This window comes from Shewanella sp. Koi 1, assembly GCF_052907445.1.
The window spans coordinates 520,503-541,245 of record NZ_JBREJM010000001.1 but is presented as its reverse complement, the minus strand read 5'-3'; the positions used below and the strand labels follow the sequence as shown (position 1 = coordinate 541,245).

22 protein-coding genes are annotated in these 20,743 nt (G+C 48.2%); 14 read left to right on the top strand and 8 right to left on the bottom strand.

Annotated elements, in window-relative coordinates; translation table 11 throughout:
• Positions 1-9: 9 nt before the first annotated feature.
• Positions 10-921 carry a LysR family transcriptional regulator gene (locus ACUZ8J_RS02550; RefSeq protein ID WP_446692963.1) on the top strand — a complete coding sequence of 304 codons (912 nt, stop codon included), beginning with the start codon at positions 10-12 and terminating at the stop codon, positions 919-921.
• Positions 922-999: 78 nt separating this feature from the next.
• Here ACUZ8J_RS02550 and ACUZ8J_RS02545 read toward each other — a convergent pair whose 3' ends face one another.
• A complete protein-coding gene (locus tag ACUZ8J_RS02545) occupies positions 1,000-2,805 on the bottom strand; it encodes a sensor histidine kinase (RefSeq protein WP_446692962.1) in 1,806 nt (601 codons plus the stop codon).
• A 206-nt stretch (positions 2,806-3,011) separates the two neighbouring features.
• Here ACUZ8J_RS02545 and ACUZ8J_RS02540 point away from each other — a divergent pair, with 206 nt between their 5' ends.
• Positions 3,012-3,617 (top strand): response regulator transcription factor, encoded by a 606-nt coding sequence (locus tag ACUZ8J_RS02540; protein ID WP_446692961.1) that lies wholly within the window; start codon positions 3,012-3,014, stop codon positions 3,615-3,617.
• Between the two features lie 59 nt (positions 3,618-3,676).
• Here the strand turns inward: ACUZ8J_RS02540 and ACUZ8J_RS02535 are convergent, their stop codons facing one another.
• A complete protein-coding gene (locus tag ACUZ8J_RS02535; protein WP_011625997.1) occupies positions 3,677-4,717 on the bottom strand; it encodes an IS481-like element ISShes15 family transposase in 1,041 nt (346 codons plus the stop codon).
• 523 nt (positions 4,718-5,240) lie between these two features.
• Here ACUZ8J_RS02535 and ACUZ8J_RS02530 point away from each other — a divergent pair.
• The 11 genes from ACUZ8J_RS02530 (at position 5,241) to ACUZ8J_RS02480 (ending at position 13,937) form a co-directional block, all read left to right on the top strand.
• Positions 5,241-5,522 (top strand): hypothetical protein, encoded by a 282-nt coding sequence (locus ACUZ8J_RS02530; protein ID WP_446692960.1) that lies wholly within the window; start codon positions 5,241-5,243, stop codon positions 5,520-5,522.
• 15 nt (positions 5,523-5,537) lie between these two features.
• Positions 5,538-6,083: a dihydrofolate reductase family protein gene (locus tag ACUZ8J_RS02525; RefSeq protein WP_446694893.1), complete on the top strand. Its 546-nt coding sequence runs from the start codon at positions 5,538-5,540 to the stop codon at positions 6,081-6,083.
• A 186-nt stretch (positions 6,084-6,269) separates the two neighbouring features.
• Positions 6,270-6,650 carry a hypothetical protein gene (locus tag ACUZ8J_RS02520; RefSeq protein WP_446692959.1) on the top strand — a complete coding sequence of 127 codons (381 nt, stop codon included), beginning with the start codon at positions 6,270-6,272 and terminating at the stop codon, positions 6,648-6,650.
• Between the two features lie 28 nt (positions 6,651-6,678).
• Positions 6,679-7,089 carry a hypothetical protein gene (locus ACUZ8J_RS02515; RefSeq protein ID WP_446692958.1) on the top strand — a complete coding sequence of 137 codons (411 nt, stop codon included), beginning with the start codon at positions 6,679-6,681 and terminating at the stop codon, positions 7,087-7,089.
• Positions 7,090-7,266: 177 nt separating this feature from the next.
• The gene (locus ACUZ8J_RS02510) at positions 7,267-7,845 is read left to right on the top strand and encodes a type II secretion system protein (RefSeq protein WP_446692957.1); all 579 of its coding nucleotides are present in this window, start codon (positions 7,267-7,269) and stop codon (positions 7,843-7,845) included.
• Between the two features lie 144 nt (positions 7,846-7,989).
• Complete coding sequence (gene hslV, locus ACUZ8J_RS02505) at positions 7,990-8,514, top strand: ATP-dependent protease subunit HslV (protein WP_011073856.1); 525 nt, start codon at positions 7,990-7,992, stop codon at positions 8,512-8,514.
• A gap of 18 nt (positions 8,515-8,532) precedes the next feature.
• Positions 8,533-9,861: an ATP-dependent protease ATPase subunit HslU gene (gene hslU / locus ACUZ8J_RS02500; protein WP_446692956.1), complete on the top strand. Its 1,329-nt coding sequence runs from the start codon at positions 8,533-8,535 to the stop codon at positions 9,859-9,861.
• Positions 9,862-10,015: 154 nt separating this feature from the next.
• Positions 10,016-10,402: a gamma-butyrobetaine hydroxylase-like domain-containing protein gene (locus ACUZ8J_RS02495; RefSeq protein ID WP_011624252.1), complete on the top strand. Its 387-nt coding sequence runs from the start codon at positions 10,016-10,018 to the stop codon at positions 10,400-10,402.
• Positions 10,403-10,774: 372 nt separating this feature from the next.
• Positions 10,775-11,362, top strand: a complete 588-nt coding sequence (locus ACUZ8J_RS02490) for a DMP19 family protein (RefSeq protein ID WP_446692955.1) — start codon at positions 10,775-10,777, stop codon at positions 11,360-11,362.
• Positions 11,363-11,635: 273 nt separating this feature from the next.
• The gene (locus tag ACUZ8J_RS02485) at positions 11,636-13,201 is read left to right on the top strand and encodes a cryptochrome/photolyase family protein (protein ID WP_446692954.1); all 1,566 of its coding nucleotides are present in this window, start codon (positions 11,636-11,638) and stop codon (positions 13,199-13,201) included.
• A 25-nt stretch (positions 13,202-13,226) separates the two neighbouring features.
• Positions 13,227-13,937 (top strand): SDR family oxidoreductase, encoded by a 711-nt coding sequence (locus ACUZ8J_RS02480; protein WP_446692953.1) that lies wholly within the window; start codon positions 13,227-13,229, stop codon positions 13,935-13,937.
• Between the two features lie 92 nt (positions 13,938-14,029).
• Here ACUZ8J_RS02480 and ACUZ8J_RS02475 read toward each other — a convergent pair whose 3' ends face one another.
• From ACUZ8J_RS02475 to ACUZ8J_RS02460, 4 genes are read right to left on the bottom strand one after another with little or no spacing between them, the layout of a single operon-like run.
• Positions 14,030-14,506: a hypothetical protein gene (locus tag ACUZ8J_RS02475; protein WP_446692952.1), complete on the bottom strand. Its 477-nt coding sequence runs from the start codon at positions 14,504-14,506 to the stop codon at positions 14,030-14,032.
• Between the two features lie 30 nt (positions 14,507-14,536).
• Entirely contained in the window at positions 14,537-15,088 is a 552-nt protein-coding gene (locus ACUZ8J_RS02470; protein ID WP_446692951.1) for a response regulator transcription factor, read from the bottom strand.
• The gene (locus tag ACUZ8J_RS02465) at positions 15,085-16,368 is read right to left on the bottom strand and encodes a sensor histidine kinase (protein WP_037428971.1); all 1,284 of its coding nucleotides are present in this window, start codon (positions 16,366-16,368) and stop codon (positions 15,085-15,087) included. The genes ACUZ8J_RS02470 and ACUZ8J_RS02465 overlap by 4 nt, the downstream gene beginning before the upstream one ends.
• 2 nt (positions 16,369-16,370) lie before the next feature.
• Positions 16,371-17,291 (bottom strand): dTDP-4-dehydrorhamnose reductase family protein, encoded by a 921-nt coding sequence (locus ACUZ8J_RS02460; protein WP_446692950.1) that lies wholly within the window; start codon positions 17,289-17,291, stop codon positions 16,371-16,373.
• Positions 17,292-17,471: 180 nt separating this feature from the next.
• Between ACUZ8J_RS02460 and ACUZ8J_RS02455 the strand changes: the two genes are divergently transcribed.
• Positions 17,472-19,319, top strand: a complete 1,848-nt coding sequence (locus ACUZ8J_RS02455; RefSeq protein ID WP_446694892.1) for an alkaline phosphatase D family protein — start codon at positions 17,472-17,474, stop codon at positions 19,317-19,319.
• A gap of 1 nt (position 19,320) precedes the next feature.
• On the opposite strand, the gene ACUZ8J_RS02450 is transcribed toward ACUZ8J_RS02455, so the two are convergent.
• Positions 19,321-19,677 (bottom strand): hypothetical protein, encoded by a 357-nt coding sequence (locus ACUZ8J_RS02450; RefSeq protein WP_140907884.1) that lies wholly within the window; start codon positions 19,675-19,677, stop codon positions 19,321-19,323.
• 147 nt (positions 19,678-19,824) lie between these two features.
• A complete protein-coding gene (locus tag ACUZ8J_RS02445; RefSeq protein WP_446692949.1) occupies positions 19,825-20,742 on the bottom strand; it encodes a pseudouridine synthase in 918 nt (305 codons plus the stop codon).
• Between the last annotated feature and the right edge of the window lies 1 nt (position 20,743).

Here is a 20,743-nt window from a genome sequence, read left to right as displayed (position 1 = left end):
TAATTTGATATGTACCATATAAATGATCTGCAACTCGCTCTTCGTATCGCTGCGCTCGAAAGCCTGTCCGCTGCCAGTAAAGAGGTTGGTATGACGCCCGCCGCCGCTAGCGCCGCCCTACAACGGCTTGAAAAAAAGTTAGGTTGTCAGCTGTTTGCTCGCTCCACTCGGCGATTGCAACTCACGGAAGAAGGGCGAATATTTCTCGATGCCGCCAAGCCTGCCCTAGTTTTACTCGAAACCGCTTCCGCCAATTTGGCCGAACATAGGGGCGAACTCAAAGGTGAAATACGTATAGCTCTCCCCTCTGATATTGGCCGCACGCGGATCCGCGGTTGGTTAGATGAACTAATGGATAGTGCGCCAGATCTCTCGATACAACTTTATTTTGGCGACCATATGGCGGATCTTATCGATCAAAATATCCATTTAGCCCTACGCTATGGTCAGCTTGAAGATTCCAATCTAAAACGACGCCAACTGTCGATGACGCCAAGAGTGCTCGTTGCCTCCCCCGCTTATCTTGCTCGACATGGAGAACCACAAACACTGAACGAACTGAGTCAACACCAAGTGTTGATCTTAAATCGTGGCGGCGAGCCATGGCAGAAGTGGAAATTCAGCCACAATGATGAAGCCGTAGAGATTGAAGTGAGAGGAAAACGCTTTTGTAATGATGGTGCCGTTGTGCGCGATTGGGCACTGGCGGGGCGAGGTATCGCCTATAAAAGTTGGCTCGATGTGGCGCAGGATGTCACCGAAGGCAGGCTAAAGCTTATCTTAGCCGATAAACTCGCACCTCCGGTGCCACTGCAATTGGTCTATCTGCAAACCGACTATCCAAGCCATAAAATTCGCCGCACCATTGAGTTTTTAGCGCAAAAACTGCAGCAATTTAGCCAAGAATATCCAGCGCCTTAAACGATAATTGGGCCTGATAAAAAGTAGCTTGCACCCGCAACTGAAGATAGATACTTAAAAACTCTGCGGCGATTCATTCTAGCCCCGAGGCAATATCACCGTCACTACACAGCCTTGCTGCCAAGGCAATGGCGTTTGTGTCGATTGCTTGCAGTTTTCAATCTCAATACTGCCGTGGTGACGGCTAACGACATCCTTACAAATCGCTAAACCTAATCCGAGCCCTGCATCTTTGGTAGAGGCAAAAGAGGCCATCAACTCATTAGCTTGCCCCTGTAAACCTTGGCCATTATCAATTACCAATACTTTGATTTCAGTGGGTTGATAGTGGATCTCAATCCTTAACTTACGTGCACGGTTATCCTCACATGCTTCCAGCGCATCGAGGCTATTTTTCACCAAATTGACCCACATTTGACTTAAGCCAACACTATCCCCCATCAACTCATAGGGACGACCTTGCACCTGTACGTCAACTTGTACCCCCGCTCGGTCTAATTCTCGGCGTAATAAGGCCAGTGCCTCTTTGACGACTAACGTCACATCCAGCGGTTCAGCCTTCGACTGACGGCGTTTAAGCAAGCCACGAATACGGTGCACAACCGCCCCAGCCCGTATCGATTGTGCGTTGATTTTACCCAAAATATCATAGAGTTCTGGGTTGTCCTGTCCCAGCCTTTCTAGCTGTATCATGGCGCCCTCACTGTATTGAGTTATCGCCGCAATCGGTTGATTTAACTCATGGGCCAGACCTGCGCCAATTTCCCCAAGGATCGCCGCACTTTGTAAGCGTTCTAACTGCAATGCCTTGTCTTTTAATTGCCGCTCAGTACTGACTAAAAACTCGCTCTTTTGGCGGAATTTATATTCGAGCCACAGGTGATAAATGGTCGACACAATAAAGATCAGCAGTAATACCCCACCCCACTCTTTATTTTTCTCCATCCATTTATACACGGTTTGATATAAGGGAGGTGATGCACCTTGCAGCTGTAATTCTTTAAATAATTCAATCACCTTTAGCTGACTCACCGGCGCAGTCCAACCTAAAGTATCGGCGGTAATGGCTGCCACATGGTCTGGGGGCAGGTCAAACAAGGCGCGGGTGATTTGCATGGTGATCCGTGGCGAAACCGTATCCGCCGCCGCAAATGACCAATTAGGATAGAGTTGGGTGCTCACCTCGCAGTCATATCCAGGAGGATGGGTTGGATGAATGACACGATAGTCCGTCTTATTGATAAGCCCTGTTTCAATCATTTCCTCTAGGGTACAAAAAGGCGCAATGGCGGCATCGGCACTCCCATCGCGCACTTGATAGATCAGCGGCGCGAGGGGAAATCCTAAAAATCGCACTTGGCCAAAGAATTGCTCCGGTAAATAACCCATTTTATGCAGTAATCCCATCGCAGCCTGATAGCCGCCAAGTGCCTGCGGATCGCTAGCAACCACATTCTTACCGCGTAAATCCTGCAAGCTACGTATAGGGCTATCGGCACGCACAATAATGGTCGCGCCTATGGTGAAAGTGCTGCCCTGATGTTTACGGCTTTTCATGGTCGCGAGCCAAGAGAGGGGGAAATTATTACTCAAGTGCAGATACTGGCCGGGGTTAGTTACAATAAACTGCAATTCATTGCTCAGTAACTGGCTACGCATGCCATTAAAGTCGACGGGCACCACTTCAAAACGGCTATTAGGGACGTTTTCGCTAAGGTAATCCATCATAGGCTGCCAGCGCTGTTTCGCCTGCAACACACCATGATTGGCCAGCACACCCACCTTAAATTCATTGACGGGCACATCGTCATCGGCATAACACAGGGTAAGCCCTGTCAGACTCAAGATAACACTCACGAGTATTACCCGACACCACAACCCCATTGCGCTCGCCTTTTCCACTATGCCCTTGTTATCGGTTCACTTTATCTTTACCGCTTCAACTAAGCTGTGAATCGCCCCAAACTCTGGCGCATGGCCGATAGGATTCGGCTAATTTAGTGATACACCTCCCAAGACCTCGGCTTAAAATTAAGCCAGTTACACTGCAGGCTTAAGCTGATAACACCAAAACCATTGCAAGGAAAACCATGTCCACCAAGCTCCCGTTGTACTTAGTCGATGATGATGAGGCGATTCTCGATTCCTTAGGCTTTATGCTCAGACAATTTGGCTATCAAGTACAAACCTTTAGCCGTGGACGGGATTTTTTAGCTCAATGCCCCTTAACGCAGGCGGGCTGCGTGATTTTAGATAGCAGAATGCCGGAGATTACCGGCCAAGAAGTCCAGCAAAAATTGCTTGAAACCCAAAGCCCGCTAGGGGTGATATTTCTCACGGGCCACGGCGATTTACCTATGGCATTAAGCGCCTTCCGTAAGGGCGCCTGCGACTTTTTTCAAAAGCCCGTGTCCGGCAAAGCTTTAGTTCAAGCGATTGAAAAAGCGCATAAAGAAAGCCAAGCCAGTTTTGAGCAACTGTATCTGCAGCAAAAATTTGCCCAACTGACTGAGCGCGAACAACAAGTTTTAGCCCATGTGGTTCAAGGCATGACCAATAAACAGATCTCCGAAGCCATGTATTTATCCTTAAGAACCATCGAAGTCCATCGCGCTAAGATTATGAAAAAGCTCGAGGTCAGCAATATGGCCGAATTAGTCCAGCATTTAGCTCACCTCAATGCCATACTGCCTTAATGTGTACTAGCTCAGACCTGATCTGACAGTTACCCATTTTTTAGGGTGCTACTGTCAGCTTAGATTTGAGCTAAATTCTTTTCAGCCCAAAACCGTTTCCCATCTATTAATGTGGCCAGTGGTGTTCTGCCGCAGCACATTTTACCTTGATGGGTTCGTTCATTGTTGTAATAAGCCAGCCATTCGTCCAGATCTTTTTGTAGTTCCTCCATGTTAGCGTACAGTTTTTTTCGGAAAGTAACCTGATAAAACTCATTCAAAATAGTTTTATGGAACCGTTCGCAGATCCCATTCGTTTGCGGGTGTCGCGCCTTCGTCTTAGTGTGTTCTATATCGTTAATTGCTAAATACAGCTGATAGTCGTGCTGTTCCACTTTGCCACAGTATTCGGTTCCTCTGTCAGTTAAAATGCGCAACATGGGCAGCGCCTGTGTTTCAAAGAACGGTAATACTCTGTCGTTGAGTAAATCGGCCGAGGTGATTGGGGTTTTCGTGGTATACAGTTTCGCGAAAGCAACTTTGCTGTAAGTATCGACAAAGGTTTGCTGATAAATCCTGCCTACGCCCTTAAGACTACCAACGTAAAAGGTATCTTGTGAGCCGAGATAACCTGGATGATGCGTTTCAATTTCACCACATGCTTCATCGTCTTGCTGCTTACGCTCAAGGGCGGCAACTTGTTCATCCGAAAGGATTATCCCTTCTAGCTCGACTTTGGCTTCGAGGGCTTTTAATCGCTTTTTGAAGTTCTCTAAGCCATGCCGTAACCAAATGGAGCGCACGCCACTGGCGGAGACAAATATCCCTTGTTTTCGAAGCTCGTTACTAGAGCGAGACTGCCCATGGGCAGGAAATGCGATAGCATGTGTTAAGACGGCATTTTCAGTTACATCATCAACACGATTCTTGAGGTTAGGTGTTCTTCTGGACTGATTAATCAACGACTCAACACCGCCGTTTTCAACCAGCTCTTGATAGCGATAGAAAGTATCACGGGAAAGCCCCATGACTTTACAAGCTCTAGACACGTTTCCCAATTCTTCAGCGAGATTGAGTAAACCAGCTTTGTGTTTAATGATGGGATTGTTAGTATGAAGCATGAGAGTTACCTTTTTGCTTTGATTAAGTTTCGACACCTTTATCAAAACGGGTAACTCTCATCTTTTCAAGATGATGTGTCAGATCTAGTCTGAACTAATACACTTAATGTCTTAATGCCTTAGTGCCTTAGTGCCCTATAGTCTTAGCCACAAGGTCTCTGCTAACCCTGCTCAGATATCCTGACTTGATCACTTTCCCTTGCTTGCCCTGGCAAAAGTTGCCCTGCGACAAGCTGTCGCAGTTTGTCAGTTTAGCTTTGTCGCTTAAGCAATAAACTGCCACACTCAGCTCAGGTTCTCTCCTTTATGTCCCGTAGGCATTAAAGATCCACTGCTTTAGAACCTTCCCCCGAGAACGGCCAGTGTTCTCGGGGCTTTTTTATCTCTCCTGTTTTGTCCTCAATGCTCGCCCCTCAGCCGCCAACAAAGTAAATTCATTCATAGACTCAGAACATTCATGATGATTTGAGGTCATAATCAACAACATAATTAGCAGACTCAAAATATAATCAAGGAAGAATTTATGTCTAAGATCCTCATTCACCTCTCTTTTAGTCTTTTTATACTTGGCTCCCTAAGCGGATGCCTAACAAACACACTGGTCAGTGATAGATGCAACCAAACATATCCGGCTGATCAGCAAGAATGTGACAAAACAGACGCCGCCATCTATACCGCTTCAGCATTATTAAAAGACTCAGATAAAGGCCAAAGCTGCGCCGATATGTCAGGCAAAGCGAAAGAGGATTGCTTAGCTCAACAACAAGCACTAAGAGAATCGCTCGATAAGCACTCTCGCAAATAGTCTCAAGGAAGATAAATACAAGCCTCGGTTTTTATTGCCGTTTCGCTTGATGGGTTTATTGCCTCGCCCGATGGGGATATCGATTTTTTAAATCAGCATCCGAGCAGTAATCCCGAAGAAGATTTTGGTTACTACGCCTTTATCAAAACGGTTGATGCCATTGTGATGGGGCGCAAGAGCTTTGAAAAAGTCATGTCATTTAACTGCGATTGGCCCTATGAATCGCTGCCCGTGTTTATTTTAAGCAAACATGGCATTTTAATTCCCGCAGCATTAAGCCCTCGGGTCGAAGTGCTTAACGGGGATGCAACGAGCATTAGTGGACAATTAAAAAAGCGCGGTTTTAAACATCTCTATATCGATGGCGGGCAAACTATTCAGGGATTTCTCGCGGCAGGACTGATACTGGAGTTAACGCTCACGCGCATCCCAAGCTTGCTTGGTTGTGGCATCCCTCTCTTTGGCGGCTTGACCCACGCGATTCAGCTAGAAGCCTTACACACTCAGCAATATGACAATGGCTATGTGCAAACTCGTTATCGCGTACAAGCTAAAATCTGACCAACTTTATCCATCCCAAACCTTTTTAGCTCAAATTGTGAACAACACACCAAATTTAGAGTAATTACTCGAATTGGATTTTATTTCCTGTTAAATCTAACTCCAGACAATATCAGCAATGGCTAACATGCGTATTGTTCGACGCCGACTAGACTTTAGTCAATTCAATCCACGAGGTCAGACAAAGTGAAACTATTACTCAGTTTATTCACTGGACTCATGTTAGCAGGATGCTCATCAACTAACTCAACCCAAAGTATGCCCAATGGCATATTCACCCTCACACCTCAACAGGCAGATAGCGTTATCGTCACTCCTATCAAACAGCAGTGGCCAGATAAACAACTCAAACCGCTACCAGATAAACGTATTGGCTATATCTTCAGCGTATGGTGGGCCATCGACCATGACCACATTAGCGTAGAAGCCATCCCTGAAGGGAAAGAAAGATATTCCTTCAGTGTGACTAACTCAGGCACAGCCCCTTTATCCGGAAACAGTGCTCGGGAAGATTTACTGCCATTGCTCATTGAAAATGCCACTAAAGCACTGAGCAAAAACCAATAATTAATCTCAACTAGGTAGAGGTTCGACTATGAACAAATCAACACTCGCTTTACTGTCTGTCGTTGCCTTAGGGCATATATTGCTGACTGGATGTGTATCACAGCGGGATACCATGATCAGCCAAGGTTACCCACAAGCCTATGCCGAGGGATTCGACGATGGTTGCCACAGCGGTAACAATGCAGGTGGTAGCTTATTCGAGCAATTCAAGAAAGACGTCAGACGTTTTGAAACCGATAAAGAATATGCTCAGGGCTGGTCCGATGCATATAAGCAATGTGAGTCACAGCAGCTCGCCATACAAAGGCAAACTCAACTCAGCATTGAACAGCAACAACTCAATCAACAGAAGAAACTCAACGATCAGAAACAGAAAGAACAGCTAGAGAAAAATGCCTTAAAAGGAGTTAACACTAAGGGACTCGAAAGCATAAAGTAAACCCGAGGCGCCCTTCATTTCATCCCGAAGGGCGCTGTTATCTCTAAGTATTTCGGTTGTATTCACCCTCGCAATCAGTGTAATGATAATGTTATCAAAACATTTGATATCAATAGCTTAATGATCATCTATCAAAGATACGTTAGAATAACGCCATCTTAGCAACAGGTGAGCAGTATGAGCCGTCTACACACATCAAAAGGATTTACCCTAATTGAACTGGTGGTGGTGATTATCATCTTAGGCATTCTTGCCGTGGTCGCTGCGCCTCGTTTTATGAATCTCAGCCAAGATGCCCACGATGCGCGGGCAAAGGCCGCCTTCGCCGCCTTTACCTCTGGCGTAAAGCTGTATCACAGTTGTTGGCTGACGGGCGGACACTCGGGCTACACCCAAAATCTTACCTGTTATGGTGATGGCACAGTCGACTCCACCACTACCGGCTTTCCCCTCGGAAAAGACACAGCCCAAAGCGGCAACCAAGGCACGCAATTGCAAGGCGCTTTCTGCGGTGAGCTGTGGCAATCCTTACTCGATAATCCGGACACAGTCCTCGCCACTCACTTCGATTGGCAAACAACCCCCGATGTCGATATCGTCTATTGGTACAGCGGCGGCGCGATAACCGACTCTAACACTTATTGTTACTTTAACTATGTGTCGGATGATCGCCGCCTTGGCAGCGAAAATTGGGAGCTAAAATACTATCCCCTCGATGGCCGCACCGTTGTCGGTCGCTCTACCTTATCGCAGTAATAACCGATATCAGCCACAGAGCATAAAATCCCCAACGCCCTGTGGCTTTTTCCGCTTTCACTTGAAATCTAACCATCCATCCCCATATCTATTCCATCATCCACCGCAGGATTTTCATTGCGGGCAAGAGAAGAGGATTCAAAAGTGACCACTATCGTATCAGTACGCCGTAATAACCAAGTTGTCATCGCCGGCGATGGCCAAGTCTCCCTAGGCAATACCGTCATGAAAGGTAACGCCAAGAAAGTGCGTCGCTTATATCACAACAAAGTGTTGGCAGGTTTTGCTGGCGGCACAGCCGACGCTTTTACCCTATTTGAGCGTTTCGAGTCCAAGCTCGAGATGCACCAAGGCCATCTATTACGATCGGCCGTTGAACTGGCCAAAGATTGGCGTACCGACCGTATGCTGCGCAAACTCGAGGCCATGCTTGTGGTCGCCGATGCCGAAGCGTCACTGATCATCACAGGTAATGGTGACGTAGTGCAGCCAGAACATGATTTAGTCGCCATTGGCTCGGGCGGAAACTATGCCCAAGCCGCGGCGTTAGCCCTGTTACAAAATACCGAATTATCGGCGCTGGAAATTGCAGAAAAGTCGTTGACTATTGCAGGCGATATCTGCGTATTCACCAATCAATTCAAGACAATTGAAGAACTTAACTACTAACAGCCCGTGAGGAATATTATGTCTGAAATGACCCCCCGTGAGATTGTCCACGAGCTGGATGCCCATATTATCGGCCAGAAAAAGGCCAAACGTTCTGTCGCCGTCGCCCTGCGTAACCGCTGGCGCCGCATGCAATTAGATGCCGATTTCCGTCAAGAAGTCACCCCAAAAAACATTCTGATGATTGGCCCAACCGGCGTAGGTAAAACCGAAATCGCCCGCCGTTTGGCAAAGCTCGCCAATGCGCCGTTCATCAAGGTTGAAGCCACTAAGTTCACCGAAGTGGGTTACGTGGGTAAAGAAGTCGAGCAAATCATCCGTGATTTAACCGACATCGCCATCAAGCTGACCCGCGAGCAACAAATGGGCAAATGCCGTCAACGCGCCGAAGAACACGCTGAAGAGCGTATTCTTGATGCCCTGCTGCCCAAGCCGAAAAACGAGTGGGACAACACGGACAGCGATACCAGCTCTAATACTCGTCAAATCTTCCGCAAGAAGCTGCGCGAAGGCCAGTTAGACGACAAAGAAATCGATATCGATGTGGCCCAGCCACGGGTGGGGATCGAAATCATGTCGCCACCGGGCATGGAAGAAATGACCAACCAACTGCAAAGCCTGTTTAAAAACATGGGCCAAGCACCAGCCAAACGTCGCAAGATGAAGATCAAAGAAGCCATTAAGCTGTTGATCGAAGAAGAAGCGGCCAAACTGGTTAATCAAGAAGATTTAAAAGAGCAAGCCATTGAATTGGTTGAGCAGCACGGTATCGTGTTCCTCGACGAAATCGACAAAATCTGTAAACGTGGTGAAACCTCAGGCCCAGACGTATCCCGTGAAGGCGTACAGCGCGACCTGTTACCTTTAGTCGAAGGCTGCACTGTCACCACTAAACACGGCATGGTAAAAACCGACCATATTCTGTTTATCGCTTCGGGCGCGTTCCAAATGGCAAAACCTTCGGATTTAATCCCAGAGTTACAGGGCCGTTTACCGATCCGCGTTGAGCTAGATGCGTTATCAGCCGATGATTTTAAACGCATTTTAACTGAGCCACACGCCTCACTGACCGAGCAATATATCGCGCTGATGGCCACCGAAGGCGTGACAATTGAGTTTGCCGAGTCGGGTATCGAGAGCATTGCCAAGGCGGCATGGCAAGTGAACGAGCGCACCGAAAACATTGGTGCCCGTCGTCTACATACCGTGATGGAAAAGCTGATGGAAGATATCTCCTATGAGGCGTCCGACAAGTCTGGCAGCTCATTTGTGATTGATGCCGATTATGTGAGTGCGCACTTAGATAATCTGGTTCAAGACGAAGACCTAAGCCGCTTTATCCTGTAACTAGGGCTGTTATCCAAGCTTGCAATGTGCGGTATCCAAGATACCGAACATTTGTGCAAAATTGTGACTGGGGCTAAGGCTTACACTTTGTAACCTTAGCCACAAATTGTTATGTTACAGCTTGTCCATTCCCCGTATTTTCTTGGCACTACCTATGACCACTAGCACACCCAATGTCACCGATCTTAAGCTCAAGCGTAAATCGCGCATTTTAGAAATCAGCTTCGATAACGGCGAGCAGTATCAACTCAGCTGTGAGATGTTACGCGTCTATTCTCCCTCCGCCGAAGTACATGGTCACGGTAACCCTAAGCTGGTCACCCATAAGAAGAATGTGAATATCACCAGCATCGAACCCGTAGGTAACTACGCGGTAAAAATCGTCTTCGACGATGGCCACGATACCGGGCTGTTTTCCTGGCAGGTGCTTTACGATCTCGCCACTCACCAAGTGGAATTATGGGAAAAGTACTTAGCACGCCTACGAGCCGAAAAGGCTTCCCGCGAACCGCTGATCGCGATGAATATAAAGTACAACTAATCGAATTAAAGTCGTGGGGCTTCACCCCACACCTGACCAAGGAGGACTGCTCGTCCTATCCTCCTTGGATGCTCCAAGACGCCCCAACGAAGTTGAAAGCCCCTTGGGCATTAAGCGTTCTTATGCTATCGCGTCAGACGCTCGTCCCTGATTCGACTGACGCTATCTCGGCATCCATGCCTCGCTCACGCAACGAACGCAAATGCCCTGCGGCAACTCCGAGGGGATGTGTATTCTGTAACTTCGGCGTAAGCTGTTAATACCAAGAGCCATCAACATTGTAAAATTTAACAATGGGTGTCTCGATAAATTCCATGGGTAGTTTGTGAATCTGTTACTTCTCTTGCTGACCTGTGTATCTAAGGAAAGATAATGTCGGAAAAAGTCCCCTGCACAGCTTGCCAAACCTTAATCATGCCCAGCACTGCCGAGCGAAACGCAGGCTTATGTATGCCCTGCAAAAACGGCAATCGTGAAAATATCGAACAGGCAAAAGTCTATTACCAAAAAGAGCGGGAATTAGATAAAACCTGCCCTTTTAGAGCGCTGTGGCGAGATATTGTGGTGCAGGTGCACAACGATAAACAGGGCTTTCACACGTTAAGCGAAGCGGCGCAGCAATATTACGCCATCAATTGTCTCTCTGGTGAAGTCTACAACGGCGGCTTTATCCAGTACTTCGATAACTCATCGGGCGAGCATTATGCTGTTGCCGAGCGCGGCCTTGAGCAAATTGGCGCTTTGCACTCGTTGGCCCTGTTACAACAGGCTAAACAGGCGGTATTTGGCGGCCATCCCGTCCCTATCGACAGAGACCAACGCCTCGCCGCAACCGATAATCCAGTCGCCGAAGCCCGACTCAATCAACTCGATGATGAGTTTTATAAAGATTTGGATAATCTTGATATCAAGCTAGAGAGCTATGCAATACAAACTGGGTTGGTTAACGCAATCGAATGATTGCGGGTTTATTGAGAGTACTTTACGCAAGTAATTAAGCAATACGTTTCAGTAGTTTTTTTAAGTTTAAAGTCGTGGGGCTTCACCCCACGACGTTGACTTTGCTTTAAAAGCCTTTTAAACGCAATAAACGAAGTTTACAAATAAACCTTATTGTCGGAATCCCGACAAATACCTCGCCCTGTGATCCTCACAGTGCTGCAATCCGTAATGTTCAGCAATATCCCATCGCGAAAGATGTAACCGCGACAGTCATCCATCAGAGTCCAGCTAATGCAATTACGGCAGCAATTACAACACTTCCATACGGTTAGGCTGGTTTTAGGCGATCAGCTTAATGCCCAGCATACTTGGTATCAGCAAGTCGATCCCAAAGTGCTGTATTTAATCGCAGAATTGCATCAAGAAAACACCTATGTGACGCACCATGTGCAAAAGATTTGCGCGTTCTTTGGTGCCATGGCGCAGTTTGCCAGCGAGCTTGGTGCTGCAGGGCATCAAGTGCGTTACCTCACCCTCGACGATACCCAAGATTTTGCCGATCTCAACGCATTGCTAGAGTATTTTGTCGCCGAAACGGGGGCGATTAAGTTTGAATATCAACGGCCTGACGAATATCGACTCCTCGCGCAATTAAGCCAGTTGAAGTTGGCCAATGCGGTTGTGAATTGCGTCGATACCGAGCACTTTTTATTGCCCTTTGATGAACTTGATAGGGAATTTCCCCAAGGGCAACACAGGCTGATGGAGCATTTTTATCGGCGAATGCGCAAAAGATTCAATATCTTGATGACGGATGGCAAGCCCGTTGGCGGACAGTGGAATTTTGATGCCAACAACAGGCAAAAGCTTAAATCCCAAGATATCAAATCGCTCCCAACCCCCTTGATGTTTGGCCACAATGTGGAAGACATTCTCGAGCGTCTTCAACGCCATGGGATTAATACTATGGGCAAGGCGGATACGCGTTTACTCTGGCCGATAAACCGCGCGCAAAGCCTCGAATTACTTCAGTATTTTTGTGAATACTGCCTGCCCGCCTTTGGCCGGTTTCAAGATGCAATGACCCAGCAGCATCCAGCGCAGTGGAGCCTGTATCACAGTCGGCTGTCCTTTAGCCTAAACGCCAAATTAATCAGCCCATTAGAAGTAATCAATGCGGTGATTGAGCACTATCATGCCAATCCTTTTATTGAGATAGCCCAAGTCGAAGGCTTTGTTCGGCAAATTCTCGGCTGGCGTGAATATGTGCGCGGTATCTATTGGGCAAATATGCCGCAGTACGCCAGCATTAATGCCCTCGAGGCCACGCGTAAGCTGCCCGACTATTTTTGGAGTGGCAAGACTCGAATGAATTGCCTACACCATGCCTTATCTCAGTCACTCGATTATGCCTATGCCCATCATATTCAACGCTTAATGGTGATTGGCAACTTTTGTCTATTAACCGAAATCACTCCCGATGAGGTGGATAAGTGGTACTTAGGCGTGTATGTGGATGCGATTGAATGGGTCGAAATGCCCAACACTCGCGGCATGGCGCTATTCGCCGATGGCGGTATCGTCGGCACTAAACCCTATGCCGCGAGCGGCAGTTATATCAATAAAATGAGTGATTACTGCAGCAGTTGTCATTACAAGATAAAAGAACGTAGTGGCGCACTCGCCTGCCCGTTAAACAGCCTATATTGGCGCTTTATGAATAAACACCGCGCACAGCTTACCCATAATCCACGCATCGCCATGCTGTACCGCACTTGGGATAAAACCGATGAGGCAGCAAGGCAGGCCATTCTGGCTACTGCCGAACAACATCTCGCGCAACTTGAACGGCTATAGAGGCTCTTCGCATGGGAGAAACGCTATGAATATTTTAGTGTTAGGCGGTAGCGGTGGCATAGGTCACGCCATGGTGAGTAAGCTGCGCGAAATCTATCCCGAGGCCACTATCCATACGACCTATAAACATCATAGGCCCGATACTGGGCGAGACGATGGCGTGATTTGGCATCAACTGGATATCACCCTTGAGGAGGAAATTAAGCAACTGAGTCAAAACATCCCCCAATTAGATTGGCTAATCAACTGTATTGGCATGCTGCACACAGAGGATAAGGGGCCAGAAAAAAGCCTGCAGGCACTCGATGGAGATTTTTTCATGCACAATATCCAGCTCAATACGCTGCCGAGTATGATGCTGGCAAAACACTTTGAACCCACTTTAAAACGCAGTGCGTCGGCAAGGTTTGCCGTGGTATCGGCCAAAGTCGGCAGCATTAGCGATAACAGATTAGGTGGTTGGTACAGCTATCGCGCCTCGAAAGCGGCGCTGAATATGTTCCTTAAAACCTTATCGATTGAATGGCAAAGAAGCATGAAACACTGCGTGGTGCTAGCACTGCATCCCGGCACTACGGATACGCCATTATCCAAACCTTTTCAGCAGAACGTGCCTAAACAAAAGCTGTTTACACCAGAGTATGTCGCCCAATGTTTAGTCAGTATTATCGCCAATGCCACACCAGTACAAACAGGGCAATTTTTGGCCTACGATGGTGCTGAGCTGCCTTGGTAGCGATAAAAGCGTTTAGCACAGATACGGATTAACCTTGGCAGCTTTCAGTAATGACAGTGCTTAACCCTGACAACTCTTAGCCTTGGCACCTCTTAACCTTCACAAAAATAGGCATAGTTTATTCGGCTACCTTGCCCCCATACAGCCGTCCAAGTATTCACATCGCTCATATAACCAAAGTGGATTGCCTGTGATGTGTCACACTCCCCTTGAAACGGCGCCTTGTTGTCATTAATAAACTGCGCCGCAGCCGCCAAAATATCACTGCATGCCTCATCGTCGGCAACTAACCAGATAAAGTCTTCGCGACAATCTTCCCTAGCAACCATCTCTTCGGGTGAATATAAGTCCAGCTGTTGCTTGAGTGTTTGCCACTGCGCGGGCGAAACATTGCAGGAGATAGCCAGCTTATCAAGCACCCCAGCACCGCCAGCCCAAAAGGATAAATCAAAGTCTAACCGCTGCGATTCGGGGGCAAAGCCCAATAGGTTTTCAATCACTTGCAAGCTTTTGGCTAAATCGGCATCGGGCCTGCGATAACGTACCTCAATACCATCATACTCACGCATGCGACGACTCCTTCCTTAAGTGCATTGCCCTTATTTGAGCGGCCCGGTTTCACTCACGGGTTTCTTTAATAACTTACGCTGCAAGGTACGACGGTGCATACCCAGTTGGCGGGCGGTAGCCGACACATTGCCTTGATTGGCATTGAGTACTTGCTGAATATGCTCCCATTCCAGCCGTTTAGGGCTGAGCGGCGAGTCATCGATTTCATCCTCGGGCAGTGCGCTCGCCTGACTGTTCACCTCAAAGGCCGCCAACAAGGTTTGGGTATCGACGGGTTTGGCAAGATAATTATCCGCGCCGAGTCGAATCGCCTCTACCGCAGTAGCAATGCTGGCGTAGCCCGTTAGCAACACCATGATCACCTTAGGCAATAGGTTACGCAGAGGCACAATCAAACTCAGGCCATTGGCCTCGGCCAATTTCATATCCAGCAGGATATGGGTTGGGCAACACTCACGCGCCACCAGCAGGGCACTACTGGCATCGTGACTTAAACGACATTCAAACCCATGGCGAGTCAAACGCCGCGCTAAAATACCTGCAAGCGCTTGATCATCTTCAATAATCAATAGCCGTTTCATACGGTTTCTCCAGTTGGTACTTTAGGCGCCAAGAGTGTAAAACGAATTTGCGCCACTGTGCCGCCTTGGGGATGATTTGCCAGAATAAGCTCCGCGCCTAAACGCTCCAAGCTAGCATGGCTCAGTAACAAGGCTACGCCTAAGCCTTTAGGGCTTTCGATTAATAAGGTGCCTAATTGTGGCAATAATGAAGGGGCGATACCCGCGCCATAATCACGGATCTGCAAATAAGCCTGCCCCTCGCTTGGCGAACAATCGACGCTAATATCCACCTGCGAAGTACCTATGGTTTCGACACTGGCGCGGGCGGCATTTTCAATCAAGGCCATAATCGCGGGGGTTAAGCTCATATCGGTTAAGATCTGCTTTTCTTCTAGCAGCTTAGGCTCACAGGTTATCAACCAATTGAGTTCTGTTTGCGGCATCAATAACTGGGTTTTCTGCTTTAATCCAGCCACCAGCTCAGTGATATTTTGAGGCCGCTGACGACGGTCACGAATCGACTCGGTCGCCAATCGCAGCTCCGCCAAGGTGTGCTCACAACGCCCCAGTGCGGTTTCCATTTCAACTAAGGTTATTGAGGGTTCAGGGGTTTCTTCCCTTAACTCATCGAGCAATAAATGCAGTGTTGAGAGTGGTGTAGCTAATTGATGGGCCATTTGCGCCGACACAGTACCGAGCGCCACTAACTGCTCCTGCCGCAGTTGTCCTTCGCGCATATAGGCAAGCTGCGCATCCTGACGGCGCATCCGTTTGGCGATCAGTGCCACACTGGTGGTCAGCACTAAGGCTGAAATCACAAAGTTAAACCACATGCCTAAATAGTGGGAACTCATATCCATGCCATGGTGCTGCATCTGCGACTCTGGCACGGTAAAAATCATCAGGCTATAGGCAAGCGTTGATATCGCGGTCAAGCTCCAAGGCGCCCAAATAGGCAATGTGACCGCAGCCAAGGCGATAGGTAACAATAATAGCGAAATAAACGCATTGGTCGCCCCGCCCGAAAAATACAGCCAAGAAATCCAAAACAAGGTATCCAGACTCAGGGCAATAAACAGGCCGCGCTCTTTCGCAAACAAGGGTTTACGTAATGCTAATGTGAGCGAAAGATAGAGCACCTCCAGCACAAACACGTGCATGAGCGGCTCCATTTGCAAACTCAGGCCAAAGGTATCGGCGGCAAACAACGTCAAACCAATTTGCAGCAATAAACCTAAGGTGCGCAGCAGCGCGACTTGGTCGGCCGCTTGCAGATTCGCTCCTAAAATTTTAACCATCATTATTCCTTAAGCTTAAGGCCAGCAGCCGCAAGTGCTGCACTGGATTGAGCGAGCGCCTGATTAAGCCCTGCGCTAAATTCCAACTCAGAATAAATGCCCAGCGCCGCTAAACGCCCGCAACTTAAGGTGCAGTTCTGCGGCCTTTTAGCGCTATCCATCGGTGTGAGTTCAGGGACTAAATGCGCGGTGTCAATTGCCAATAACTCACCTAAACTCAGTAGCATTTGGTACTTAGTCATGGTTTGCGACGCACTAAAATGATAAATCCCAGACACATCGGCAACATGTAACTGCCGCTTGATCAACTTAGCGATGGCGCCAGCAATATCCGCCGTCGAGGTCGGCGAGCGAATAGCCCAAGCATCGACCCGCTGCGGCCTGCTATCTAACAATTGATTGATTAACACTAATACCGCAGATTCGCTCAGTTGAGTCACTTCGCCGTAGAGGATCGGTAAACGTAATACCGCAAAACGGCTGTCTGTATTCAGCACACAGGTTTCGCCCTGTAATTTAGACTCACCATAAAAGTTGACTGGATTGGGTGCGGCATCTTCGGCATAGGGCGGCGTTGTGCCATCAAACACATAGTCGGTTGAGATATACAGCAGCCAAGCTCCATGCTGTTTAGCGGCCTTAGCAAGGGTTTGGCTAGCGCTCAGATTCAGCGCCAAAGCCTGCTCAGGCGAGTGCTCAGATACATCGGGGCGACGCTCTGCGGCGCAGTGCACGATAATCTCTGGCCGTTCGTGGGCAATAAAGGCTTCTACTGTAATAGCTTGGGTTAAATCGAGTTTATGGATATTCGCTTCGGCGCGGCTAAAACCGGTGGCAATCACCTTATGCCCTGCGGCAGTTAACTGTTTAACGACCGCCCTGCCGAGCAATCCGGTTGCGCCCGTCACCATAATATTTGCCATATTGCCCCAAACTCCTTAGCCACCCATTTGGCGGATAATTCTAAAAGCTTTTCATATTCAACGCACTTGTTTACTCTTATTTGCCCGTACTTAAGCTGATTTGGGTTTATCCCACTCGACCTGATTAACAACAAAAGGCTGAATTTGACTCAAGCACTTCCCCTTATCCTCGCAGGCCCGATGCTGCGCCACTGCGATGCCTCGCACTTTACCCTCTGGTTTGTGAGCCGCGAGCCATTGACTGAGTTACAACTGGCCTTAGGGGAGCAAAGTTATGGGTTAGCAGAGGAAGAAGTCCATTGCATACCACTCGGCAAGCACGCCTTTCAATATTTGATTAGTGTGTCGCGACCTACACTGCTTACGCCTGAAACGGCTATTCCATACCGCGTTTCGGCTAAGGGGATTGGCGATATTTTCAATGGTGTCAATGGATTGCACTATAGCGGTGCCGACTCACCCCAGGTTTACTTTTGCACCGAACTCAAACAGGTATGGCATGGCTCATGCCGCAACCCCCACCACCATAGCGAGGATGCCTTAGTCGCCGCCGATACCAGGCTAGCACAGCTTATCGATAAGGATTCGCAGCAGCGCCCAGCCCTGTTAATGCTCAGTGGCGATCAAGTTTATGTGGATGATGTGGCTGGCCCCATGTTATGCGCCATTGGTCAGGTGATCGAAAAACTCGGCCTGCACCATGAAGCCTTTCACGGCGCCACTATTGCGGGAAGCGAGGCAATCCGTTATCAAGCCGATAGCTTGTACTTACGCCATAAAACGCTGCTGCCACGTACCGAATATCCCGCCAAAACTGCGCTTTGGCGCTGGTATGTCAACCATCCGATATTTACCTCATCCATCGCAGAAAACCATTTAGTTAGCCTGAGTGAAATGATCGCCCTATACCTACTCACTTGGTCGCCCGAACTATGGGAGTTGGTTGATTTACCCAAGGATGTCGACGGTCTCTCTGCCGCCAACAAGCTGCGGTGGCAAAAAGAATGGCAAAACTTACTGGCCTTTAAAGCGGGACTCACTCAGGTTAGGCGCCTTATGGCGCATATTCCCGTGTATATGATGTTTGATGACCATGATATTACCGATGATTGGAATCTCACCGCCAAGTGGGAACAGGCCGCCTACGGTCATGCATTTTCTAAACGAATCATTGGTAATGCCTTGATTGCCTATATCTTATTCCAAGGATTAGGTAATGCGCCGGATAAATTTAATGCCGAGGTTCGCCCAAAGTTAGATGCATTTTTCAATCGCCCCGACCCTAACACTCAGGATACCTTGATTGATCTCTTACTGACATTTGAGCAATGGCATTACACCTTAGATACCTCACCCAAGCTGGTTGTACTCGATACTCGCACCCGCCGTTGGCGCAGTGAATCGAATCTCGCCAAACCCTCGGGCTTGATGGATTGGGAAGCCTTAATGGATTTACAACAGGCGCTACTTGGTCAATCTAAGGTCATTATCGTCTCGCCCGCGCCGATGTTTGGGGTCAAAGTGATTGAGGCAGTGCAACGCATGGCCACTTTTATGGGCGCTTCGCTGCTGGTTGATGCGGAAAACTGGATGGCGCATCCGGGCGCAGCCAATGCTTTGCTAAGCATCTTTATGCACCGCAAGACCCCAGAGCAATTCGTTATCCTCTCGGGGGATGTGCACTACTCCTTTGCCTATGACATCAGCATTCGCTTCCGCCGTAGCAGCCCAAATATTTACCAAATTACCTGTAGCGGGATTAAAAACCAGTTCCCCGAAAAACTGCTGCCGCTTTTCGACAAATTCAATGGTTGGCTCTATGGCCACTTCTCGCCGCTCAACCTGTTCACTAAGCGCAAACGGATGTCATTACGGGGCAGACGGCCTAATGGCGAACGGAGCAAGCGCTTAGTCAACCGCAGCGGCATTGGCATTTTGGTATTAGCCGATAATGGCGAGCCTACAAAAATTGCCGTATTACATGGGGATATGAGCGAAACTCGGTTCGAACCACCGAGGCAAGAATAGTTTATTGCAACGGTTCAACACGCTTTTCAACCACTGCCGAATTAGCTGGCGTTATCATGCTATCTTCTTGCTTGGGCAAGCTTTGATTAAATAGCTGTGACTCGGGGCGCTTTGGCGGCGAGGTATTATCTAACATCTGATCCCAAATGACCTTTGGTGAGGATGACGATCCGGCTTTACTCTCATCCTCCTGCATGATTTCTGCACTTGGCTTTTTGGGTTCGATTACCGCACTCGCTTTACGGATCTCTGTTGTCAACTCATGAACATAAGGATGTTTCGTCCAGTTACCAACATACATGGCGCCTAAAAGCACTGCGAGACAGAGCAAAATTGAAATGATTGCAGATTTGGTCATGCTATTACTTCCCTCAAACAACCAATACAAGACTCCTTACTGCTAGCGAGCGTAATTCCGTCTGTATTCTTATCATCGCTGAGAAAACCACACAATCATATTGCACTAGCCCACTTTTTTCATTGTGGCAATAATGCTTTCCGCTGACTAAAGCGTTAATCCATCACATTGAATATCGTGCGTGCGACCACTGATTGGATCGACAAAACGTAATCGCTGCGCTAAGAGTTGTAGTGGCTTGGTAAAATCATCCGGCCCTTTAGGTAATAATGTCGGATAAAAGCGATCATTTAATAATGGCATACCAAGACTTTGCATATGCACCCGCAATTGGTGAGTTTTACCGGTAATAGGGCTTAAATGAAATAAACCAAACTCGCCTTTAATCGCAACCAAGCTTATCTCCGAGTGAGTATTTGCCATGCCTTCAACTATTTTCATGGTAAAACTGGGTTCGCTGCGTTGCATGCGATTTTTGACCGTCCAATGCAATGGCAGGGTTAATTCGCCACTGGCATATTGCGCCATTATCTCTGGGGTGAGTTTGGCAATCGCTTGATAATCTTTACGAATCGCATCATCGATAAATAGCTGATGATAAATATGCCGCGTCTCTGGGCGAGTCGTCATCAGGATTACGCCAGCGGTTTCCCGGTCTAACCTGTGGGCTGGGGCGATAGTGTCTATCCCAGTGCTTAAACGTAAACGGTGTACTAGACACTCATTCACGTAATCGCCGCTGGGGGTGACGGGTAAAAAATGCGGTTTGTAGGCCAAGATGAGGTTGTCATCTTGAAATAAAATCGGCGACTCGAAGGGGACTTTCGCTTCCACTGGGACTTCACGGTAGTAATATGCCCTCGCCGTCGGGCGATAGGCGGTATCTAATCCAATCAAGCTGCCGTCTTGCCAATGCACTTTACCATCGAGGATCCGCTGGCGCCAAACCGCTTCGCCAATATGGGCATAATGCTCGATCAAAAAAGAAAATACGGTTGGTTTATCAACCACTTCTAGGGGGAGAACCACAAAAGAAGGCTGGGCGGCACGGGCGGTTTGAGTCATA

Excerpts from the sequence above, each read along its gene's own strand:
- ACUZ8J_RS02550 (WP_446692963.1), top strand. The coding sequence starts at position 10 with ATGTACCATATAAATGATCTGCAACTCGCTCTTCGTATCGCTGCGCTC.
- ACUZ8J_RS02545 (WP_446692962.1), bottom strand. The coding sequence starts at position 2,805 with ATGGGGTTGTGGTGTCGGGTAATACTCGTGAGTGTTATCTTGAGTCTG.
- ACUZ8J_RS02540 (WP_446692961.1), top strand. The coding sequence starts at position 3,012 with ATGTCCACCAAGCTCCCGTTGTACTTAGTCGATGATGATGAGGCGATT.
- ACUZ8J_RS02535 (WP_011625997.1), bottom strand. The coding sequence starts at position 4,717 with ATGCTTCATACTAACAATCCCATCATTAAACACAAAGCTGGTTTACTC.
- ACUZ8J_RS02530 (WP_446692960.1), top strand. The coding sequence starts at position 5,241 with ATGTCTAAGATCCTCATTCACCTCTCTTTTAGTCTTTTTATACTTGGC.
- ACUZ8J_RS02515 (WP_446692958.1), top strand. The coding sequence starts at position 6,679 with ATGAACAAATCAACACTCGCTTTACTGTCTGTCGTTGCCTTAGGGCAT.
- ACUZ8J_RS02510 (WP_446692957.1), top strand. The coding sequence starts at position 7,267 with ATGAGCCGTCTACACACATCAAAAGGATTTACCCTAATTGAACTGGTG.
- hslU (WP_446692956.1), top strand. The coding sequence starts at position 8,533 with ATGTCTGAAATGACCCCCCGTGAGATTGTCCACGAGCTGGATGCCCAT.
- ACUZ8J_RS02495 (WP_011624252.1), top strand. The coding sequence starts at position 10,016 with ATGACCACTAGCACACCCAATGTCACCGATCTTAAGCTCAAGCGTAAA.
- ACUZ8J_RS02490 (WP_446692955.1), top strand. The coding sequence starts at position 10,775 with ATGTCGGAAAAAGTCCCCTGCACAGCTTGCCAAACCTTAATCATGCCC.
- ACUZ8J_RS02485 (WP_446692954.1), top strand. The coding sequence starts at position 11,636 with ATGCAATTACGGCAGCAATTACAACACTTCCATACGGTTAGGCTGGTT.
- ACUZ8J_RS02480 (WP_446692953.1), top strand. The coding sequence starts at position 13,227 with ATGAATATTTTAGTGTTAGGCGGTAGCGGTGGCATAGGTCACGCCATG.
- ACUZ8J_RS02475 (WP_446692952.1), bottom strand. The coding sequence starts at position 14,506 with ATGCGTGAGTATGATGGTATTGAGGTACGTTATCGCAGGCCCGATGCC.
- ACUZ8J_RS02470 (WP_446692951.1), bottom strand. The coding sequence starts at position 15,088 with ATGAAACGGCTATTGATTATTGAAGATGATCAAGCGCTTGCAGGTATT.
- ACUZ8J_RS02465 (WP_037428971.1), bottom strand. The coding sequence starts at position 16,368 with ATGGTTAAAATTTTAGGAGCGAATCTGCAAGCGGCCGACCAAGTCGCG.
- ACUZ8J_RS02460 (WP_446692950.1), bottom strand. The coding sequence starts at position 17,291 with ATGGCAAATATTATGGTGACGGGCGCAACCGGATTGCTCGGCAGGGCG.
- ACUZ8J_RS02455 (WP_446694892.1), top strand. The coding sequence starts at position 17,472 with ATGCTGCGCCACTGCGATGCCTCGCACTTTACCCTCTGGTTTGTGAGC.
- ACUZ8J_RS02450 (WP_140907884.1), bottom strand. The coding sequence starts at position 19,677 with ATGACCAAATCTGCAATCATTTCAATTTTGCTCTGTCTCGCAGTGCTT.
- ACUZ8J_RS02445 (WP_446692949.1), bottom strand. The coding sequence starts at position 20,742 with ATGACTCAAACCGCCCGTGCCGCCCAGCCTTCTTTTGTGGTTCTCCCC.